The organism is Trinickia sp. Y13, assembly GCF_029522115.1.
GTDB lineage: Bacteria > Pseudomonadota > Gammaproteobacteria > Burkholderiales > Burkholderiaceae > Trinickia.
In genome coordinates, this window is sequence record NZ_JAKWFK010000001.1 from 41,040 (window position 1) to 61,019 (window position 19,980).

Annotated in this window: 16 protein-coding genes; 15 read left to right on the plus strand and 1 reads right to left on the minus strand. The window is 65.4% G+C overall.

Annotated elements, in window-relative coordinates; all coding sequences use genetic code 11:
* Positions 1-430 precede the first annotated feature (430 nt).
* Positions 431-2,233, plus strand: a complete 1,803-nt coding sequence (locus tag MMB74_RS00175) for a methyl-accepting chemotaxis protein (protein WP_277426579.1) — start codon at positions 431-433, stop codon at positions 2,231-2,233.
* Positions 2,234-2,280: 47 nt separating this feature from the next.
* On the opposite strand, the gene pdxY is transcribed toward MMB74_RS00175, so the two are convergent.
* Complete coding sequence (gene pdxY, locus MMB74_RS00180; protein ID WP_277426580.1) at positions 2,281-3,153, minus strand: pyridoxal kinase PdxY; 873 nt, start codon at positions 3,151-3,153, stop codon at positions 2,281-2,283.
* A 494-nt stretch (positions 3,154-3,647) separates the two neighbouring features.
* On the opposite strand from pdxY, the gene hpnI reads away from it, so the two are divergent.
* The 14 genes from hpnI to astE all read left to right on the plus strand — a co-directional run bounded on the left by hpnI (position 3,648) and on the right by astE (position 19,926).
* Positions 3,648-4,817: a bacteriohopanetetrol glucosamine biosynthesis glycosyltransferase HpnI gene (hpnI, locus tag MMB74_RS00185; protein ID WP_277426581.1), complete on the plus strand. Its 1,170-nt coding sequence runs from the start codon at positions 3,648-3,650 to the stop codon at positions 4,815-4,817.
* 103 nt (positions 4,818-4,920) lie between these two features.
* On the plus strand, positions 4,921-6,342 hold the full coding sequence (gene hpnJ / locus MMB74_RS00190; RefSeq protein WP_277426582.1) for a hopanoid biosynthesis associated radical SAM protein HpnJ: 1,422 nt from the start codon (positions 4,921-4,923) through the stop codon (positions 6,340-6,342).
* A gap of 4 nt (positions 6,343-6,346) precedes the next feature.
* Positions 6,347-7,246, plus strand: coding sequence for a hopanoid biosynthesis-associated protein HpnK (gene hpnK / locus MMB74_RS00195; RefSeq protein ID WP_277426583.1), 900 nt, complete (start codon positions 6,347-6,349; stop codon positions 7,244-7,246).
* Entirely contained in the window at positions 7,243-8,301 is a 1,059-nt protein-coding gene (locus MMB74_RS00200) for a lysylphosphatidylglycerol synthase domain-containing protein (RefSeq protein WP_277426584.1), read from the plus strand. Before hpnK ends, MMB74_RS00200 begins: the two co-directional genes overlap by 4 nt.
* A gap of 791 nt (positions 8,302-9,092) precedes the next feature.
* Positions 9,093-9,782, plus strand: coding sequence for a histidine ABC transporter permease HisQ (gene hisQ / locus MMB74_RS00205; protein ID WP_277426585.1), 690 nt, complete (start codon positions 9,093-9,095; stop codon positions 9,780-9,782).
* Positions 9,783-9,795: 13 nt separating this feature from the next.
* Positions 9,796-10,509, plus strand: a complete 714-nt coding sequence (locus tag MMB74_RS00210) for an ABC transporter permease (protein WP_277426586.1) — start codon at positions 9,796-9,798, stop codon at positions 10,507-10,509.
* Between the two features lie 43 nt (positions 10,510-10,552).
* Positions 10,553-11,350 (plus strand): ATP-binding cassette domain-containing protein, encoded by a 798-nt coding sequence (locus MMB74_RS00215; protein WP_277426587.1) that lies wholly within the window; start codon positions 10,553-10,555, stop codon positions 11,348-11,350.
* A gap of 77 nt (positions 11,351-11,427) precedes the next feature.
* Positions 11,428-12,477, plus strand: a complete 1,050-nt coding sequence (locus MMB74_RS00220) for a GlxA family transcriptional regulator (protein WP_277426588.1) — start codon at positions 11,428-11,430, stop codon at positions 12,475-12,477.
* A 144-nt stretch (positions 12,478-12,621) separates the two neighbouring features.
* Positions 12,622-13,857: an aspartate aminotransferase family protein gene (locus MMB74_RS00225; RefSeq protein WP_277426589.1), complete on the plus strand. Its 1,236-nt coding sequence runs from the start codon at positions 12,622-12,624 to the stop codon at positions 13,855-13,857.
* Between the two features lie 25 nt (positions 13,858-13,882).
* Positions 13,883-15,013, plus strand: a complete 1,131-nt coding sequence (gene aruF / locus MMB74_RS00230; RefSeq protein ID WP_277426590.1) for an arginine/ornithine succinyltransferase subunit alpha — start codon at positions 13,883-13,885, stop codon at positions 15,011-15,013.
* The gene (astA, locus tag MMB74_RS00235) at positions 15,010-16,050 is read left to right on the plus strand and encodes an arginine N-succinyltransferase (protein ID WP_277426591.1); all 1,041 of its coding nucleotides are present in this window, start codon (positions 15,010-15,012) and stop codon (positions 16,048-16,050) included. Before aruF ends, astA begins: the two co-directional genes overlap by 4 nt.
* A gap of 12 nt (positions 16,051-16,062) precedes the next feature.
* Positions 16,063-17,526 (plus strand): succinylglutamate-semialdehyde dehydrogenase, encoded by a 1,464-nt coding sequence (astD, locus tag MMB74_RS00240; protein ID WP_277427100.1) that lies wholly within the window; start codon positions 16,063-16,065, stop codon positions 17,524-17,526.
* Positions 17,527-17,546: 20 nt separating this feature from the next.
* Positions 17,547-18,887: an N-succinylarginine dihydrolase gene (gene astB / locus MMB74_RS00245; protein ID WP_277426592.1), complete on the plus strand. Its 1,341-nt coding sequence runs from the start codon at positions 17,547-17,549 to the stop codon at positions 18,885-18,887.
* A complete protein-coding gene (gene astE, locus MMB74_RS00250) occupies positions 18,871-19,926 on the plus strand; it encodes a succinylglutamate desuccinylase (RefSeq protein ID WP_277426593.1) in 1,056 nt (351 codons plus the stop codon). Before astB ends, astE begins: the two co-directional genes overlap by 17 nt.
* Positions 19,927-19,980: the final 54 nt, after the last annotated feature.

The window sequence follows — 19,980 nt, forward strand, 5'->3', positions numbered from 1 at the left end:
TCCTTGTCGCGGGCGGGCCATCAAGGCGCCGGCCGATGCACGGCTCTAGTTCGTATGGTCCAGCGTGTGGGGTCTACCTCCTGCAAGGCGTGATATCGATCGAGCCGCTCGGCTTGAGAGGCGCCACAGCGATTCGCTCGAAAGAACTATAGAAAGCCAATATGGTTGCGTCTTGACCTTTCGCGACGCTTCCTATGCGCATTTCGGCACAGCGCGCTAAATCGGAGCAATTGGGATAAATCCGCCCGCGCAGGTTCAAGGAAAACATCCTATTAGTCGCATTGTTGCGGTGCAATGCGCAATTCGATGCGAATAGCACTCCGCACATTCCCCTAGACCCGCTGCTTCAAGTTTGCAACGCGGTATGCCGTTTACTTGTTTTGAGGATCACGAGTCCTCGCAGCCTAATCGTCTGAAGGAAATCGTTTTAATGTTTGCGTCAATTCGCGGCCGGGTGCTCGCAGCTTGTCTTGCCATCGTCGTCGGTTCGCTGATCGTCAATGCGACCCTGAACTTCTTCGTCGTCAACTCCCACGAAAACGACACCATCGACAACAACCTCGTCGCGCTCGCCAACGGGCACGATGCGGGCATCGCCGAATGGGTGTCGTCCAAGACTGCCGCCATCAGCGCCTTGCAGGACATCACGCTCGGCGCGGCCGACCCCGCTCCCGAATTCAAGCAAGCGATGGCAGCGGGCGGCTTCACGAACGTGTATGCGGGCTATGCCGACAAGAGCGCGAAATTCGGCGATGCGACGGGCATCCCGGCCACCTACGATCCGACCGCGCGGCCTTGGTACAAGCAAGCGGCCGCGGCGGGCAAGCCGGTCGTGACGCCGCCGTACGTCGACGCCGGATCGGGCAAGCTCGTCGTGGCCTTTGCCGTGCCGATCGTGCGCGACGGCGCGCTCAAAGCGGTCGTGTCGGGCGACGTCGCGATGGACAGCGTGATCGCCAACGTCAAGGCGATTCACCCGACGCCCGCTAGCTTCGGTTTGCTCGTCGACGGTGCGGGCGACATCGTCGCGCACCCCGATGCGAAGTTGACGCTCAAGCCGGTGTCGACGTTGATGCCGAGCATGAACGCGGGCGCGATCGCGGCGCTCGACGGCGCGGACAAGCCGGTGCAAGCGTCTGCCAACGGGCGGTCGGTGCTGCTGCGCGGCGTTCATGTGCCGGGCACGGATTGGACCGTCGTCGTGGCGCTCGACGAGGCCGAAGCGAAGGCCGGCGTGCGCTCGTTTTTGACGACTTCGGCGATCGCGCTCGTCCTCATCGTCGCGCTCGCGGCCGCGATCGTCTCGGCCGTGACGTCGAAAGCGTTCAAGCGCCTTTCGCTCGTGCGCGACGCGATGGACGACATCGGCTCGGGCAGCGGCGACCTGACGCGCCGCTTGCCGGCGGACGGCCGCGACGAAGTGGCGCAGATCGCGCGCTCGTTCAATACGTTCGTCGATAAGCTGCGCGACGTGATGCGCCAGATTCGCGACACGAGCGGCTCGGTGCGCACCGCGGCGGACGAAATCGCTGCCGGCAACCTGGACTTGTCCGGCCGCACGGAATCGGCGGCGGCGAGCCTGCAGCAGACGGCCGCTTCGATGGAGGAAATCACTTCGACCGTCACGCAATCGGCCAGCTCGGCGCGCCAAGCGAACGACATGGCCGCGTCGGCCTCGACGGTGGCCTCGCGCGGCGGCCAAGTCGTCTCCGAAGTGGTGACGACGATGGGCACGATCGAATCGGCCTCGGGCAAAATCGGCGACATCATCGGCGTGATCGACGGCATCGCGTTCCAGACCAACATTCTGGCGCTGAACGCGGCCGTCGAAGCGGCGCGCGCGGGCGAGCAGGGCCGCGGCTTCGCCGTCGTGGCCGGCGAAGTGCGCAGCCTGGCGCAGCGCAGCGCGCAGGCGGCCAAGGAGATCAAGTCGTTGATCGAATCGACGATCGACAGCGTGTCCTCGGGATCGAGCCAAGTCAAACGCGCGGGGGATACGATGACCGAGATCGTCTCGAACGTATCGAGCGTCACGACGATCATGTCCGAGATCACTCACGCGGCCGACGAGCAGACGCGCGGCATTCAGGAAGTGAATCGCGCGGTGTCGCAGCTGGACGAGATGGTTCAGCAAAATGCCGCACTCGTCGAGCAATCGGCCGCCGCGGCCTCGGCCCTGCAGACGCAAGCGGTCAATCTCGCGACGGCCGTCGCGCAATTCAAGCTCGATTGAGGAAAGGGGGCGGCCCGGACAGCGCGGCCGCCGAGCCGGCGCTGCGCCTACGAGCGCTTACGCCGATCCAACTTCTTGTCGATCATCCAGGCGCCGAGCCAGTCGCGGGGCTTGGCGATCTCGTCCTGCGTCGCGACGAGCTCCAGTTCGTAGCGGCCCGCGTCGTAAGTGGCCCGAAGGACGGCATGCACTGCCGAGACGGCATGCTCGAACGCGGTCAGCAGCGAATCGCCGCTCAAGCGCCGCGCAACGAAGGTCGCGCTCGTGAGTTCGCCCACGCCTACGGGTTGACGGGCGAACGGGTAGCGCGGGTGCTGCGTCATCCAAGCTTCGCGTTCGGTGACGAGCAGCAGGTTCACGCGGTTGGCGGGACTATTGCGGTCGATCAATTGCTTGACGAGCACGACCTGCGGGCCGCGGCGGATCAACTCGCGGCAGGCGGACACGGCGTCGTCGATGGTCTCGATGCTGCGGCCTACGAGCTTTTGCAAGGTGTCGTGGGTCGGCGAAAGCGCATCGGCGAGCGCCGGCATCGTTTCGAGCAGATATTCGTCGACGCTCGCGCCGGCGCCCGCCCCGATGACGGGCGTCCAAAAGTGCCATGCTTCGGGGTTCGTCGCCTTCACGGTGCGCACGATGTCCATCACGGCCTGGGCGTGGGCCTTATCGCCGAGATAGCCCGAAATGATGGCGTCGCACCGCCTGAGCATGCCGATCGCGCCGATGCCCTCGATGAGTTCGGTCATCTGCGGCGCATCGATCGCGCTGCCGGCCCAATGACCGTATTGCATGTGATTGGAGAACTGCATCGTGTCGAGGGGCCACACGTTCACGCCCAGCCGCTGCATCGGAAAGACGGCGGCACTGTTGCCCGCATGACCGAACACGACGTGCGGTTGAATGCTCAAGACGTTTTTCATGATGACTTCGCTCGGGTGAAGCCCATGCCTCGCCGGAGGCTCGGGCGGCCGGTCCCGGCGCCTCGCGGCGCTCCGGTGCGCCGCTCCTGCGAGCGGCCCGACCATTAAGAAGATACAGGACTTGCTGCGTCGCGTCATCGGGTGCACGCGCGCCGAGCATGCGTTCGTGCCAACACGAGAGTTCAGCCGCTCTTCGCAAGGGCGATACATGGACTGCAGGCGCTCTCGCGTCGATGCACGGTATCGCGCGCGGCGTTGTTCCCGGCCGACGAAACGGCCTTTGGCCGCCCGCGCCTTAAGCGTTTTCCCGCATGCACTGCTACAATTGCCCGTTTCCATAGCGCGCCCAGGCGGGCGGCGCAGGGGCTACGCACGGGTTTCGCGCGGTGCGCCAGAAAAAATGAAGGAGTAGCCAACGTGTCAGCAAGCGTCTCATCCAACGGGTCCACCGGGCGCCGCGGGCGCACGGCCGCGGCCCATGGGGGTGGCGTCCGATGACGGTTGCACCCATCGTGGCTTGGGACTGGCTGCTCGTGGCGCTGTGCTGCGTGGCCACGGCGTATGCCGTCGTCGCGGCGCTGGCGCTGCCTTCGGCTCGAGGGCTGCTCGCACGCTCGCGCGGCGGCGAATCCGGGCGAGCGGCAGAGCCGGTGAGCGTGCTCAAGCCATTATGCGGCAACGAGCCGCGGCTTTACGAAAACCTTTCGACCTTTTGCGAGCAATCGCATCCGTGCTATCAACTGCTGTTCGGCGTGTCCTCGGCGGCCGATCCCGCCATTGCCGTCGTGCGCCGCTTGCAAGCGGCGTTCCCCGAGCGCGACATCGTCCTCGTCGTCGATTCGCGCGTGCACGGGCACAACCTGAAGGTGAGCAACCTCATCAATTTGGCGGCGCGCGCGAAGCATCCGCTGATCGTGCTGGCCGATAGCGATATCGCCGTTGCGCGCGACTATCTCGAAGCGGTCACGGCGCCGCTGGCCGACCCGCGGGTGGGCATCGTCACGTGCCTCTACCATGCGAAAAGCGTCGGCGGGTTCTGGACCCGCGTGGGCGCCCAGTTCATCAACGAATGGTTCGCGCCGTCGGTGCGCATCGCCCATGCGGGCGGCTCGCGCAGTTTCGGCTTCGGCGCGACGCTCGCGCTGCGCGCGTCGGTGTTGGCCGATATCGGCGGCTTCGATGCGCTCAAGGATTGCTTGGCCGACGATTATTGGCTGGCCGAGCATACGCGCCAGCTGGGCATGACGACAGTCTTGTCGGAAATCGTCGTCGATACCGACGTCATCGAGCCCGACTTCCGCGCGCTATGGCTGCGCGAGACGCGTTGGCTGCGCACGATCCGCTCGATCAATCCGCTTGGCTTCGCGTTCTTGTTCATCACGTTCACGTCGCCTTGGCTCGCTGCCGGGGCGCTCTTGGCCGCACACGGCGGGGGGGCGATGGTGGCCGCCTCGACGGTGCTCGGGATCGCTGCGCGCGTCCTCTTGCACGGCCGTGCGGCGCGCGAGCCCAGGCAGTTTTGGCGCGATCTGCCGCTCGTGCCGCTGCGCGATGCGCTGCTGGCTGCGCAATGGTTCGCCGCGGCATTCGGCTCGCACGTGGTTTGGCGCGGCGCGCGCATGCCCGTCGTGGCGCAAATCGCGGAGGGCTCGGATGGTCCTTGAGCGAACCGCATTCGTCTTTTAAGTCGCTAGTGGGCGGCCGTACGAGTCGGCCCGCCGTTCTCACGTTATTTGCATCACCCAACAGGTTGCCGGAGCTTCATCCATGAAAACGCTGTTTTTGCAGGCCCCGTCTTATGACGGCTTCGATGGCGGAGCCGGTTCGCGTTACCAGGCCAAGCGCGAAATTCGCTCGTTCTGGTATCCGACCTGGCTGGCGCAGCCCGCGGCGCTCGTTCCCGGCAGCCGCGTGATCGACGCGCCGGCCGATGGTTTGTCGGTCGAAGAAACGCTGAAGATTTGCGACGATTACGAGCTCATCGTCATTCATACGAGCACGCCGTCATTCCCGACCGATGCGCTCTTCGCTCAAGACCTGAAAAAGCGCAAGCCGTCGCTGGTGGTCGGCATGGTAGGCGCGAAGGTGATGGTCGATCCGCACAACTCGCTGCTGGCGACCGAAGCGATCGATTTCGTCTGCCGCGAGGAATTCGACTTCACCTGCAAGGAACTCGCCGAAGGCAAGCCGTTCCCCGAGATCAAGGGTTTGAGCTGGCGCGCAAAGGACGGCTCGATCGAGCACAACGAAGCGCGTCCGATCCTCGAGAACATGGACGCGCTGCCGTTCGTCGCGCCTATCTACAAGCGCGACCTGAAGATCGAAAACTACTTCATCGGCTATTTGAACTATCCGTACGTTTCGATCTACACCGGGCGCGGCTGCAAGTCGCGCTGCACGTTCTGCTTGTGGCCGCAGACGGTCAGTGGCCACCGCTATCGCACGCGCTCGGTCGAGAACGTGATCGAGGAGGTGAAGTGGATTCGCGACAACATGCCGGAAGTGAAGGAAATCATGTTCGACGACGATACCTTCACCGACGACTTGCCGCGCGCCGAAGCGATCGCGGTCGGCCTCGGCAAGCTCGGTGTGACTTGGTCGTGCAATGCGAAGGCGAACGTCCCGTATAAGACGCTCAAGGTCATGAAGGAGAACGGACTGCGGTTGTTGCTCGTGGGCTTCGAATCCGGCGACGATCAGATTCTCGTGAACATCAAGAAGGGCGTGCGCACCGACTTCGCGCGCCGCTTCAGCGCGGACTGCAAGAAGCTCGGCATCAAGATCCACGGCACCTTCATCCTTGGCCTGCCCGGCGAGACGAAGGACACCATCAAGAAGACGATCGAGTACGCGAAGGAAATCAATCCGCACACGATTCAGGTTTCGCTCGCCGCGCCTTACCCGGGCACGACGCTGTACAACCAAGCTGTCGAAAACGGATGGATGGAAGAGAACAAGACCATCAATCTCGTCAGCAAGGAAGGCGTGCAACTCGCCGCGATCGGCTATCCGCATCTGTCGCGCGAAGAGATCTACCATCACCTCGAGGCGTTCTACAAGCAGTTCTACTTCCGCCCCTCGAAGATCTGGGAAATCGTGCGCGAGATGTTGACGAGCTGGGACATGATGAAGCGCCGCCTGCGCGAAGGCGGCGAGTTCTTCCGTTTCTTGCGCGCACACGAGGCTTGATCACGTGACGCGCGCGGGCCGCCGCGGCCTCATCATCACCGCGGACGATTTCGGCTTGCATCCGCGGGTCAACGCGGCGGTCGAGCGGGCGCACCGGCACGGTGTGCTCAAAGCGGCGAGCCTCATGGTGGGCGCGCCCGCGGCGGCGGACGCCGTCGCGCGTGCGCGCCGCCTGCCCAGCCTGCGCGTGGGCCTGCATCTCGTCTTGGCGGACGGGCCGGCGCTGCTGCCGGCCGCGCAGATTTCCGCGCTCGTCGGCCCCGACGGCCGTTTCGGCGATGCGATGGTGCGCGACGGCTTTCGTTTCTTCTTCCTGCCTGGCGTGCGCGAGGCGCTCGCACGCGAGATCCGCGCTCAATTCGAGGCGTTCGCGCAAACGGGCTTGCCGCTCGATCACGTCAACGCCCACAAGCATTTCCATCTGCACCCCACCGTGCTTTCGCTCGTGCTGTCGATCGGCCGCGAGTTCGGGCTGCGGGCCGTGCGGCTGCCGTTCGAGGCCAATGCGCCGTGGTGGCTCAAGCCGTGGATCGCGCTGATGCGCCGCAGGCTTACGCGCGCCGGCATCGCCTATAACGATTACGTCGTCGGTATCGAACATACGGGCGGCATGGATGAAGCCGCGCTGCTGGATGCGCTCGCGCGAATGCCGGCCGAGGGCGTCGGCGAGATCTATTGCCACCCCGCCGAAGCGGGCGAAGGCGCCATCACGCCCTCGATGCGGCACTATCGCCACGTCGACGAACTCGACGCCTTGCTGTCCCCGCGCGTAGCGGCCGCCATCGCGGGCGCAGGGCTTGCCTGCGGCGGGTTTGCCGATATCTTCGGCGGCGGCGCGAACGTGCGCGGCACGGCCGATGCGCAGCATCGTAGCGACGCTGCGCAAGGAGGCTCGCCGTCATGACGAAGTGGCTCAAATGGGCCGGTTGGCCCGTGGGCATCGGTATTTTCATCGCCCTCGTGCTGCATGAAGGCGCCGCCGACGTCGTTCACGTCATCGGCGCAGCCGGCTGGGCGCTCCTGTGGCTCGTGCCGTTCCATGCGCTGCCGCTGTTGTTCGACGCTTACGGCTGGCGGGTCTTGCTGCGTGGCCGCGCGTCGCTCGCTTTCCTCTGGTGGGTGGCGACCGTGCGCGAAGCCGTGAGCCGGCTGTTGCCCGTGCTCGCGGTGGGCGGCGAAATCGTCGGCATCCGGCTCGCGCGGTGGCGCGTGAGCGATGCAAGCTGCGTGAGCGCATCGGTGATCGTCGAAGTGCTCGTCACGATCGCCGTGCAGTATGCGTTTTCGGCGCTCGGCGTCGTGCTCATTCTTGCCGCTACAGGCGGGGGACATGCGAAGACAATCGCGCTCGCGCTCGTGCTGTCGTTGCCGTTGCCCGTGATCACCGCGCTGCTGCTGCGCCGCGGCGGCGTGTTTCATGCGATCGAACGCTTCGCGGCGCGCGCGCTCGGCAGCGAGCATCGCTTCTTGCAGGGAATCGACGGCGCACGGCTCGACGCGCAGATCGACGCGCTGATGACGCGCACCGGTTTGCTCGTGAGCGCTTTCGCTTGGCAGTTCGCCGGGTACCTCATCGGCGCATTCGAAACCTATTGGGCGCTGGCGTTGCTCGGACATCCCGTTTCGGTGGGCGGCGCAGTCGCCATCGAAGCGCTGACGCAAGCGGTGCGGCACGCGGCGTTCATGGTGCCCGCGGGCCTCGGCGTGCAGGAGGGCACGGTGGTCTTGCTCGCGCAGATGTTCGGCGTGGGTCGTGAGGTTGCATTTTCGCTCGCGCTCGTCAAGCGCATGCGCGAAGTGCTCTTCGGCTGCATCGCGCTCGGCTCGTGGCAATGGGCCGAGATCGTGCGCGCTCGGCGCTTTGCGCGCGAGCCCATCCTGCAAGGCGCTGCCGAGCAAGCGGCGGCGCCTGTGGCCGATCGCCGCGGGCAAGCGCAAGACCGCCATCTCGTCCGCTGAACGCGGGGCGTCGGTTCGGCAGCGCACGCTGCGCGGGCGCTTCTTCGCCGGTCAATCCCTATCCTCGTAAACACGCTTTGTCCTCAGGCCACGTCTCGTCCTACATTAGAGCCACGAACACGTCATATCGAATAGATAGAAAAGGACCAAAGGTCAGAGGACGCAGCGCAGCGCCGGCCACGGGGGGCGGTCGAACGCCACGTGCATTGCACGGGCGGGCGGCCGCAGGCCAATGACGCAGCGCATGGGGACGACGTCGCTCTGCCGGTGTTCGGTCGTTTGCCGACGTACTTGCGTCGCGCGCCATGATGATTGCCGGCCGTTCACTTCGCGTGACGGCCGGTTCTGTTTTTTAGGGGCGTGCTCTTTAGCGACGGGCGCCTCCCGAGTATGCAGCGAGCGTAGTGCCTCATCGATCGGAGCGGCGGTCCCGTTGCGACGCCGTTTATCAAGCCGAACCAAGCCAGGCCAGGCCGCCTGCCGCCTCGGCGGCCCGGCAGACCGGACCATCGCTCAGCCCTTCGACTATCGAAAATGCGACCCGAAACTTGCAAAATCGCGGTGTCGCCACAGACGTCGCGTTGCGTCTTGGCCTGGCTTCGTCGGCCGTAACCAGCGCTCTACGGACATACCGGCCGGTGTGCTTCGATTGTTGCGGTGCAGCATGGCGCGACCCCGGATTTGAACGATTTCGAATCGCTTGCGAGTATCCGCGCTGTGCGGAATGCGCCGCGGGTCCGCAATGCGGCGCGCCACCCACGCGAATAAAGCTGATTCCAATGGAGACGCGCGTGTTCTTATATGGCTTCGGCCCGATCCTTCTTGCCGGCACGATCCGAACGATCGAGTTGTCGGTGCTCTCGCTCGCGGTGTCGGTGCTGCTCGGGCTTGCCGGCGCGGTGGCGAAGCTCTCGCGCAATCGCCTCGTGGCGGGCGTGGCGACGGCATACACGACGCTGATTCGTTCCGTGCCCGACCTCGTTCTGATGTTGCTGCTCTTTTACAGCATCCAAATCGCCGTCAATCAACTCACCGATGCGCTCGGCATGAGCCAGATCGACATCGATCCCTTCGCGGCGGGTGTGCTCACGCTCGGGTTCATCTATGGCGCCTACTTCACCGAGACGTTTCGCGGCGCCTTTCTCGCGGTGCCGCGCGGACAACTGGAAGCGGGCAGCGCCTACGGCATGAGCGGCTCGCGCGTATTCGCACGCATCCTCTTTCCGCAGATGATGCGCTTCGCGTTGCCCGGCATCGGCAACAACTGGCAGGTGCTGGTCAAGGCGACGGCGCTCGTCTCGATCATCGGTTTGGCCGATGTGGTGAAAGCGGCGCAAGACGCCGGCAAGAGCACCTTCAACATGTTCTTCTTCATCCTCGTCGCCGCGCTGATCTATCTGGCGATCACGACCGTCTCGAACGTGGTGCTGCTGTGGCTCGACCGGCGCTACTCGATCGGCGTGCGCCACGCGGACCTTTGAGGGAGACGGTACGATGATCGAAATCCTTTCGCAGTACGGCCGCGCGTTCCTTTACTACGACGGGCAAGGCCTGTCCGGTCTCGCGGTGACGCTGTGGCTGCTCGTTGCATCGCTCGTCATCGGGTTTTGCATGGCGTTGCCGCTGGCGGTGGCGCGCGTATCGAAGAACCGTTGGCTGTCCACGCCCGTGCGCTGCTACACCTACGTGTTTCGCGGCACGCCGCTTTACGTGCAATTGCTGTTGATTTACAGCGGCGTCTACAGTCTCGAATTCGTGCGCGCGCACGCGGTGCTCAACGATTTCTTCCGCAGCGGCCTGCATTGCGCGATTCTCGCTTTCGGCTTGAACACCGGCGCTTACACCACCGAGATCTTCGCGGGAGCGATCCGCGCGATCTCGCATGGCGAGGTCGAAGCCGCGCGCGCTTACGGCATGAGCCGCTGGACAATGTATCGCCGCGTCATCTTGCCCTCCGCGCTGCGCCGCGCGCTGCCGTTGTACAGTAACGAAGTCATCCTGATGCTGCATGCGACGACGATCGCGTTCACGGCGACCGTGCCCGACGTGCTCAAGGTCGCTCGCGACGCCAACTCGGCCACCTACATGTCGTTCCAGGCCTTCGGCGTCGCTGCGCTGATTTATCTTGCGGTATCGTTCGCACTCGTCGCGGCGTTCCGACGGGCCGAGCGGCATTGGCTCGCCTACCTGGCCGCAAGCCGGCACTGACAGCTTGCATCGATTCACACGCCTTCGATTCATACGGGAGAGCATGGTGCTCCAAGCGACTTCTCAATCCGCCGCCGTCAAGCTCGCGGCGCTCGACATCCATAAGCGCTACGGCGACAACGAGGTGCTCAAGGGCGTGACGTTGACGGCCAAAGCCGGGGACGTCATCAGCATCATCGGCGCCAGCGGCTCCGGTAAAAGCACGTTCCTGCGCTGCATCAACTTCCTCGAGCGGCCCAATGCGGGCAGCATCGTCGTCGATGGCGAGACGGTGCGCACCAAAGCGGATCGGGCGGGCAATCTCGAAGTGGCCGACCACAAGCAATTGCAACGCATCCGCACGAAGCTTGCGATGGTGTTTCAGCATTTCAATCTATGGGCGCACATGAACGTGCTCGAGAATATCGTCGAAGCGCCAATTCATGTGCTGGGGCTGTCCAAGCGCGAAGCCGAGGAGCGGGCCCGCGTGTACCTGGAGAAGGTGGGCCTCGCGCCACGGCTGGAGAAGCAGTATCCGTCGCATTTGTCGGGCGGACAGCAGCAGCGCGTGGCGATCGCGCGCGCACTGGCCATGAATCCTGATGTGATGCTGTTCGACGAACCGACTTCCGCGCTCGATCCCGAGCTCGTCGGCGAGGTGCTCAAGGTCATGCAGAAGCTGGCCGAGGAGGGGCGCACGATGATCGTCGTTACGCATGAGATGGGCTTCGCGCGCAACGTATCGAATCACGTGATGTTTCTGCATCAAGGAAGGACCGAAGAAGAGGGCGACCCCGCGGTCGTGCTCGCGCAGCCCAAGAGCGAGCGCTTGCAGCAGTTCCTCTCGGGCAGCCTCAAGTAAGCGACATGCGGGAAGGGCGAAACCAACGGGCATCGGGTGCGCCAGGCGCGCAGCCCGCCCGCGGCAGGGGCTGATCGATGGCTCGCGTGCAAGCGGCTCCGGCGAAAACGACGCAGGTGGCGATCGTCGCGTTGCCGCCCGTCTCCATGTCGGGGCTCGCGCCGATCGTCGACGCGCTGCGGCTGGCGAACGACATCGACGGCCGCGCGCTCTACCGCTGGCAGGTCTATTCCTGGGACGGGCGGCCGGTGCCGCTGGCCGGCGCGGCAACGCTGCCTGCCGACGGCGCATTCGGCGACGGCGTCTCGTGCGATTGGCTCATCGTCGTGGCGGAACGGTTTCAGCAATTCGCCGACTACAAGCTGTTCTTGGCCAGTCTCGCGCGCGTGGGTCAACGCACGCCGCTCGTGACGGGCATTCATCACGGCGTCTGGTGGCTCGCGATGGCCGGGCAACTGTCGGGCTATCGCGTCAGCGTCAATTGGGAGACTTATCAGCAATTCGCCGATGAGTTCGAGCGCTCGATCGTCACGCAACAAATCTTCGAGATCGACAGCGATCGCGCCACCTGCGCGGGGGGACTCGCCAGCGTCGATTTCATGCTGGCGATGATCGCGCGCGAGCATGGGCCGGAACTGGTGGAGCGCATTGCCGATTCGCTCGGGGTCGGTGCACTGCGCTCGGGCGAGACGCGTCAGCGCATTCCCTACGTGACGGCCCCGGGCGAGCGGCATCCGCGGTTGAACGATGCGCTGCAACTGATGGAGGCGAACATCGAAGATCCGCTGACCACGGACGACATCGCCAATCTCGTCGGCATTTCGCGCCGTCAGCTCGAGCGCTTGTTCAGGCAGTACTTGGGCGCGATGCCGTCGAAGTACTACCTTGGGCTGCGGCTATCCAAGGCGCGCTTGCAGTTGCAGCGCACGAGCAAATCGATCGTGCAGGTGAGCCTCGCGTGCGGGTTTTCGTCGGCGGCGCACTTCTCGAACGCGTATCGCGAGCGCTTCGGCGTGACGCCGCGCGAGGAGCGCCGCAATTGGATCGCCAAGCAGCATGGAGCGGGCGCAGCTTATGCGGACGAGCCGCGTGCGGGAGCGATGATCGAGCCGCCCGACCAAGCGTGACGACGCCCGGAGACGAGATACGGCCGGGGCCGCGCCGCAGCACCCCGGCGATACGCGACAGATCGCGTCGCCAGCAAGCAAGACGATATTCCGATCGTTTTCTACACTTACGTTTATTCCCCATTCCCTCGACGAGGACCCGCCATGAACGATTTCGCTGTGAACCGCCAGACTTTCGACGAAGTCATGGTGCCGGTATTTTCGCCGGCCTCTTTCGTGCCGGCGCGCGGCAAGGGCTCGCGGGTGTGGGACACACAGGGCCGCGACTATATCGATTTCACGGGCGGGATCGCCGTGACCGGCTTGGGACACGCACATCCCGAACTCGTGCGCGTGCTGCGCGAGCAGGGCGAAACGCTGTGGCACGTCAGCAATGCGTACACGAATGAGCCCGTGCTGCGTCTGGCCAAACGCCTCGAATCGCTGACCTTCGCCGAGCGCGCGTTCTTCGCCAACTCCGGGGCCGAGGCCAACGAGGCGGCGCTCAAGCTCGCGCGCCGCGTGGCGATCGAGCAGCATGGCCCTGAGAAGATCGAAATCGTCTCGTTCAAGCAATCGTTTCACGGGCGCACGTTCTTCACGGTCAGCGTGGGCGGCCAGCCGAAGTACGCAGAAGGTTTCGGCCCCGTGCCTGCCGGCATCGTGCATTTGCCCTACAACGACATCGAAGCGGCGCGCGCCGCCATCGGCGCCAAGACGTGTGCCGTCATCGTCGAGCCGATCCAGGGCGAGGGCGGCGTGATACCGGCCGATCCCGCGTTCCTGCGGGCATTGCGCGAGGCATGCGACGCACATGGCGCGCTGCTGATTTTCGACGAAGTGCAAACCGGCGTCGGCCGCACGGGCTTCTTCTACGCGTACATGGATACGGGCGTGACGCCGGACATCCTGACGTCGGCCAAAGCGCTCGGCAACGGTTTCCCGATCGGGGCGATGCTGACGACCAACGCGCTCGCCCAGCATTTCAAGGTCGGCGTGCATGGGACGACCTACGGCGGCAATCCGCTCGGCGCGGCGGTCGCCGACAAGGTCGTAGAACTCGTCAGCGACCCGGCGCTCCTTGAAGGCGTCAAGCGTCGTGGCGCGTCGATCACGGCCAAGCTCGCCGAGTTGAACCGGCGCTTCAATTTGTTCAAGGAGGTGCGCGGCAAGGGGCTCTTGATCGGCGCCGAGCTGACGACCGCCTATGAAGGGCGCGCTAAGGATTTCGTCAACGCCGCGGCCGGGCAGGGCGTCATGCTGCTGATCGCGGGGCCCAATGTGCTGCGGTTCGCGCCGTCGCTCGTGATCGACGAGGCCGAGTTGGACGAAGGCTTCGCGCGGCTCGAAAAGGCGATCGAGCAAGTCGTCGGCGCGACCGCCGACGCACAGACGCGCTAAGCGGCCGGCCGCCAAGGATACGACGATGCTCTTCGTCCGCCCCGGAAGGCTTTCCGACCTCGACGCGCTGGCGCAAATGGCGCGCTCGGCGCAGCCCGTGCTGCATTCGCTGCCGCACGACCGGCATGCGCTCGAAGCGCGTGTCGCGCTATCGGAGGATTCGTTTCGCGCGCAAGTGGACTTCCCGGGCGAGGAGGTTTATCTCTTCGTTCTCGAGGACAGCGCCACGGGCAAGCTGCTCGGCACGGCCAGCATCGTTGCCGCCGCCGGGTACGCCGAGCCGTTCTACGTCTTTCGCAACGATGCGTTGATCCACGCTTCGCGCGAATTGCACGTCAATCGCAAGATCCATGCGCTGACGATGTCGCACGAGCTGACGGGCAAGAGCCGCCTGGCGGGGTTCTACATCGACCCGTCGGTGCACGGCGATGCGCCGGCGCATCTGCTCACGCGCGCACGCATGATGTATATCGCGGCGAACCGGCGGCGCTTCACGCCGGAGGTGTTCTCGCTGCTGCTCGGGGTCACCGACGAGGCCGGCACGTCGCCGTTCTGGGAAGCGGTCGGCCGCAAATTCTTCGGGCGCGACTTCGCGCAGATCGAAGTCGCCTCGGGCGGTCGCAGCCGCACGTTCATCGCCGAAGTCATGCCGACCTACCCGATCTACGTGCCGCTTCTACCCGAGGCCGCGCAGCGCGTGATCGGCGAGCCGAACGCGAAGGCGCTGCTGTCGTACGACATTCATCTGGAAGAGGGCTTCGAGCCCGATCGCTTCGTCGATATCTTCGACGCGGGGCCCGTGCTCACGGCGCAGGTGGACCGCAGCGCGTGCGTGAGCTCGAACGAGGCGCGCACGGTGCGCGAGGCCGCCGAAAGCGCTTCGAGCGCCGCGCAGCGGCAGGCATGCGCGTATCTCGTCGCGAGCCACCGCGACGATGATTTCCGCTGCGTGCTGGCCGAGTTGCCGAGCGAGCGCGGCGCCGATGCGCCGCTCGCCGGACCGATGCGCGCGGCGCTCGACGTCGTCCATGGCGACACGGTGCGCTGTGTGCCGCTGCACCGCTGCGCCGCGCAGGCGGGCGCGGCGCAGGCCGGCGAGGACGTCCCCGAATCGCATTCGAACCATAAGACTTATCCATCGGGAGACCGGCGATGATCGTCGTGCGCGCCGTCAAGACGGAAGACCTCGATGCGCTCGTGTCGCTGGCACAGGAAACGGGCCCGGGCCTAACGACGTTCAAGCCCGATCGCGACGCGCTCGCCGCGCGCATCGAGCGAGCGACGAAGACGTTCGAATGCCGCGCTGCGCCTCGTGAGGCCGGCTACTTCTTCGTCATGGAGGACGCCGCCACGGGCGATGTCGCGGGCGTGTGCGGCATCGAAGTGCAAGTGGGCCTCGAGCAGCCGTTTTACAACTACCGCGTGAGCACGGTCGTGCACGCGAGCCAGGAGCTGGGCGTCTGGACCAAGATGTCGTTGCTCAACATCTCGCACGACCTCACGGGCTATGCCGAGGTGTGCTCGCTGTTCCTCTCGCCGCGGTATCGCGCGCATGGGGTCGGCGGCTTGTTGTCGCGCTCGCGCTTCATGTTCATGGCGCAGTTCCGCGAGCGGTTTCCCGAGCGGCTGTGCGCGGAATTGCGCGGCCATTTCGATGCCGACGGCACCTCGCCGTTCTGGCGCGCCGTGGGCTCGCACTTTTATCAGATCGACTTCAATGCGGCCGATTACCTGAGCGCGCACGGGCGCAAGTCGTTCCTCGCCGAGTTGATGCCGCGCTATCCGGTCTACGCCGATTTGCTGCCGCAGGAGGCGCAGGCGGTCATCGGGGTGACGCATCGCGACACGGCGCCCGCGCGCAAGATGCTCGAAGCCGAGGGCCTGCGGTATCAGGGGCACGTCGATATTTTCGACGCGGGCCCCGTGCTCGAATGCCACGTCAACGATTTGCGCACCGTGCGCGAAAGCATCATGGCAACGGTTGCGATCGGCGATGCGCAGGCCGGCGAGGGCGTGCGCTCGCTCGTTTCGAACACCTCGATGGCGCGCTTTCGCGTTGGGGTTGCGCCGGGCATCGTCGAGAACGGCACGATGGTGCTTTCCGCCGCCGACGCGGCCGCGCTCGAAGTGCGCGAAGGCGATCCCGTGCGCGTGCTTGCGCTCGCGCCGGGGAAAAAACCGAACAAGGATTGAGTAGACATGGATATGGGCGAACATTACATCGACGGGCAATGGTGCGAGGGCCGCGGCCCGAGCTTCGCGTCGCGCAACCCCGGCACGGATACGGTGGCGTGGGAAGGCAAGAGCGCTTCGGCGGACGATGTCGAGCGCGCCGTGGCCAGCGCGCGCCGCGCGTTCGAGCCCTGGTCCTCGCAGCCTTTCGAAGCGCGCGTCGACATCGTGCGCCGTTTCGCCGCGGTGTTGTCGGAGCGTAAGGAGCAGCTCGCGCACGCGATCGGACTCGAAACGGGCAAGCCGTTGTGGGAGGCGCGCACCGAGGTGGCCGCCATGGCGGCGAAAGTCGAGATCTCGATCACGGCGTACCACGAACGCACCGGCGAGAAACGGCTGCCGATGGCCGACGGCACGGCCGTGCTGCGCCATCGCCCACATGGCGTGGTGGCCGTATTCGGGCCGTACAACTTCCCGGGGCATTTGCCCAACGGCCACATCGTGCCCGCGCTTATCGCGGGCAATACGGTCGTGTTCAAGCCGTCGGAGCTTGCACCCGGCGTCGCACGGGCGACGGTCGAAGCATGGCGCGAAGCGGGCTTGCCCGCGGGCGTGCTCAACCTCGTTCAAGGCGAAAAGGACACGGGCGTCGCGCTCGCGAACCATCGCCAGATCGACGGGCTCTTCTTCACCGGCAGCTCGGATACGGGCACGCTGCTCCATAAGCAGTTCGGGGGGCGGCCGGAAATCGTCTTGGCGCTCGAGATGGGCGGCAACAATCCGCTCGTCGTGGCCGGCGTCGAGGATCTCGATGCGGCCGTTCATCACACGATTCAATCGGCCTACCTGTCGGCGGGACAGCGCTGCACTTGCGCACGGCGCATCTTCGTGCCGCGCGATGCATTCGGCGATCGCTTCCTCGCGCGCTTCGCCGAAGTCGCCTCGCGCATTGCCTACGGCGCATACGATGCCGATCCGCAGCCGTTCATGGGCGCGGTGGTGTCCGCACGGGCGGCCGCGCGGCTCGTCGCGGCGCAAACGCGCCTGCTCGCCGCTGGGGCTCGCCCGTTGCTGGCGATGGAGCAGCGCGACGAGCGCTTGGGCTACGTGAGCCCGGCCATCCTCGACGTGACCGACCTCGCGCAGTTGCCCGACGAGGAGCACTTCGGCCCGCTCGCGCAGGTCGTGCGCTATACGGATTTCGACGAAGCGATCGCACGCGCGAACGATACCGTGTACGGTTTGTCGGCGGGGCTGCTCGCCGACGACGAAGCGCTCTGGACGCGTTTTCACCGCACGATTCGCGCAGGCATCGTCAATTGGAATCGGCCGACGAACGGCGCTTCGTCCGCTGCGCCGTTCGGCGGCACCGGGCGCTCGGGCAACCATCGGCCAAGCGCGTATTACGCGGCGGACTACTGCGCCTACCCGATGGCGTCGGTGGAAAGCACGCACCTCACGATGCCCGCGAGCGTATCGCCGGGCCTTCACTTCTAACGATCGAGCAAGGATCGACGATGCAAGCACGGGAAGCCAATTTCGATGGACTCGTAGGTCCGACGCACAACTACGCGGGGCTGTCGTTCGGCAACGTCGCGTCGCAGACGAACGAAAAGTCGATCGCCAATCCGCTCGCCGCCGCCAAGCAGGGTCTGCGCAAGATGAAGCAACTGGCCGATCTCGGCTTCTTGCAGGGCGTGCTGCCGCCGCAGGAGCGGCCTTCGTTGCGCCTGCTGCGCGAGCTCGGGTTTTCGGGTTCCGATGCGGCGGTGATCGCGCGCGCGGCCAAGGATGCCCCCGAGTTGTTGGCGGCCGCCAGTTCGGCTTCGGCGATGTGGACGGCCAATGCGGCGACCGTGAGTCCGTCGGCCGACACGCAAGACGGCCGCGTCCATTTCACGCCCGCCAATCTAACGAGCAAGCTGCATCGCGCGATCGAACACGAGGCGACGCGGCGCACGCTGCAGGCCATCTTCTCCGATCCGGCGCGCTTCGCCGTGCACGAGGCGTTGCCCGGCACGCCCGCGCTCGGCGATGAAGGCGCGGCCAACCATACGCGGTTTTGCGCGCAATACGGCGAGCGCGGCGTCGAGTTCTTCGTCTATGGACGCAGCGAATACCGGCGCGGCCCCGAGCCCGTGCGCTATCCGGCGCGCCAAACATTCGAGGCGAGCCGCGCCGTGGCGCAACGCCATGGCTTGAGCGAGGACGCGACCGTCTACGCGCAGCAGAGCCCCGAAGTCGTCGACGCGGGCGTATTCCACAACGACGTCATCGCGGTGGGAAATCGGCAGACGCTGTTTTGTCATGAGCGAGCGTTCGTCGATCAGAGCGCCGTCTACGATCAGTTGCGCGCGCAACTATTGCGCACGGGCGCCCAACTGAACGTGATCGAAGTGCCCGATGCGCGCGTGAGCGTTTCCGACGCCGTCACTTCGTATCTATTCAACAGTCAATTGTTGACGCGTCCGGACGGCCGGGACGTGCTGGTGGTGCCGCAGGAGTGCCGTGAAAACCCGCGCGTGGCCGCGTATCTGGACGATCTGGTCGGCAGTGCGGGGCCTATCGGCGAAGTGTTGGTGTTCGAGTTGCGAGAAAGCATGAAGAACGGCGGCGGCCCAGCTTGCCTGCGTTTGCGCGTCGTCTTGACAGAAGCTGAGCGCGAGGCGGTGAGCGCGGGCGTTTGGATCGACGATGCGTTGTTTGCGCGGCTGGACGCATGGATCGGCAAGCACTATCGCGATCGCCTGGCACCGGCCGATCTCGCCGATCCTCATCTGCTGATGGAGTCGCGCACGGCGCTGGACGAACTCACGCAAATCCTGGGGCTCGGTTCGCTCTATGACTTCCAACGTTGAAGCGGCCGTGCCCGCGATGCTGGCCGATTTTCTCGCATACACGTTGAGCGGGGCGCGGCCCGGGCCGGCCGAGGCTCTTGGGGCGTGCGCCGAGGGCGTGAGTTATGCGTGGCTCGATGAAGGCGTGATCGAACTGACGCCGGCGGCGCGGTCCGGTCGGCATGCGATGCCCGTCGTGCTCGTATCGGCCGGCATCCACGGCGACGAGACCGCGCCGCTCGAACTCGTGTCGCGCATGATTGCCGATATTGCGCGCGGCGAAGTGCCGCTCGCTTGCGAGCTTTGCATCGTGCTGGGCAACGTCGCGGCCATGTGCGCGGGCAATCGTTATCTCGACGACGATTTGAACCGGCTCTTCTGCGGGCGTCATGCGCAACTGACGCAAAGCCGCGAAGCGCCGCGCGCACGCGCGCTCGAAGCGGCCGCTGCGCGCTTGTTCGAGCGCGCCGGGGGCGAACGCGAGCGTTGGCACATCGACATGCATACGGCCATTCGCGCCTCGGTGTTCGAGCGTTTCGCCTTGTTGCCTTATACGGGCGCCGCGCTTTCGCGCGAGATGTTCGCGTGGCTTGCCGATGCGCAGATCGAGGCGGTCCTGTTGCACACGGCCAAAGGCAATACCTACACCCATTTCACGGCCGAATCTTTCGGCGCGAAGGCTTGCACTTTGGAATTGGGCAAGGTGCGGCCCTTCGGCGAAAACGACCTGTCCCGTTACGCGGGGGTGGATGACGCGGTGCGCGCGCTGGTCTCCGGCCGGGCGCGCGCCGACGCCGCACCGATGCCGCGCGTGTTCACCGTCATCGGGCAGATCACGAAGCACACCGACGCCTTCGAACTTTTGATGGCGGACGACGTGGCGAACTTCACCCCGTTCGCCAAAGGGACGGTGCTCGCGCGCGATGCAAACTATTGCTACGCGGTGACGCACGCCGAGGAAAGGATCGTGTTTCCGAATCGCACGGTGAAACCCGGCTTGCGTGCGGGGCTCACCGTCGTGGAAACTACGGCCGAGACGTTGGCCGGATTGGCACGCTGACGGGCGGGCCGGCGATGTCGTCGATGTTGCCGGCGTCGTTCGAGGCGGCAACGG

Coding starts and splice junctions, on each gene's coding strand:
- hpnJ (WP_277426582.1), top strand. CDS start 4,921: ATGAAAACGCTGTTTTTGCAGGCCCCGTCTTATGACGGCTTCGATGGC.
- astE (WP_277426593.1), top strand. CDS start 18,871: ATGACTTCCAACGTTGAAGCGGCCGTGCCCGCGATGCTGGCCGATTTT.
- pdxY (WP_277426580.1), bottom strand. CDS start 3,153: ATGAAAAACGTCTTGAGCATTCAACCGCACGTCGTGTTCGGTCATGCG.
- astD (WP_277427100.1), top strand. CDS start 16,063: ATGGGCGAACATTACATCGACGGGCAATGGTGCGAGGGCCGCGGCCCG.
- MMB74_RS00210 (WP_277426586.1), top strand. CDS start 9,796: ATGATCGAAATCCTTTCGCAGTACGGCCGCGCGTTCCTTTACTACGAC.
- MMB74_RS00215 (WP_277426587.1), top strand. CDS start 10,553: ATGGTGCTCCAAGCGACTTCTCAATCCGCCGCCGTCAAGCTCGCGGCG.
- MMB74_RS00200 (WP_277426584.1), top strand. CDS start 7,243: ATGACGAAGTGGCTCAAATGGGCCGGTTGGCCCGTGGGCATCGGTATT.
- astB (WP_277426592.1), top strand. CDS start 17,547: ATGCAAGCACGGGAAGCCAATTTCGATGGACTCGTAGGTCCGACGCAC.
- hpnI (WP_277426581.1), top strand. CDS start 3,648: ATGACGGTTGCACCCATCGTGGCTTGGGACTGGCTGCTCGTGGCGCTG.
- aruF (WP_277426590.1), top strand. CDS start 13,883: ATGCTCTTCGTCCGCCCCGGAAGGCTTTCCGACCTCGACGCGCTGGCG.
- MMB74_RS00175 (WP_277426579.1), top strand. CDS start 431: ATGTTTGCGTCAATTCGCGGCCGGGTGCTCGCAGCTTGTCTTGCCATC.
- astA (WP_277426591.1), top strand. CDS start 15,010: ATGATCGTCGTGCGCGCCGTCAAGACGGAAGACCTCGATGCGCTCGTG.
- MMB74_RS00220 (WP_277426588.1), top strand. CDS start 11,428: ATGGCTCGCGTGCAAGCGGCTCCGGCGAAAACGACGCAGGTGGCGATC.
- MMB74_RS00225 (WP_277426589.1), top strand. CDS start 12,622: ATGAACGATTTCGCTGTGAACCGCCAGACTTTCGACGAAGTCATGGTG.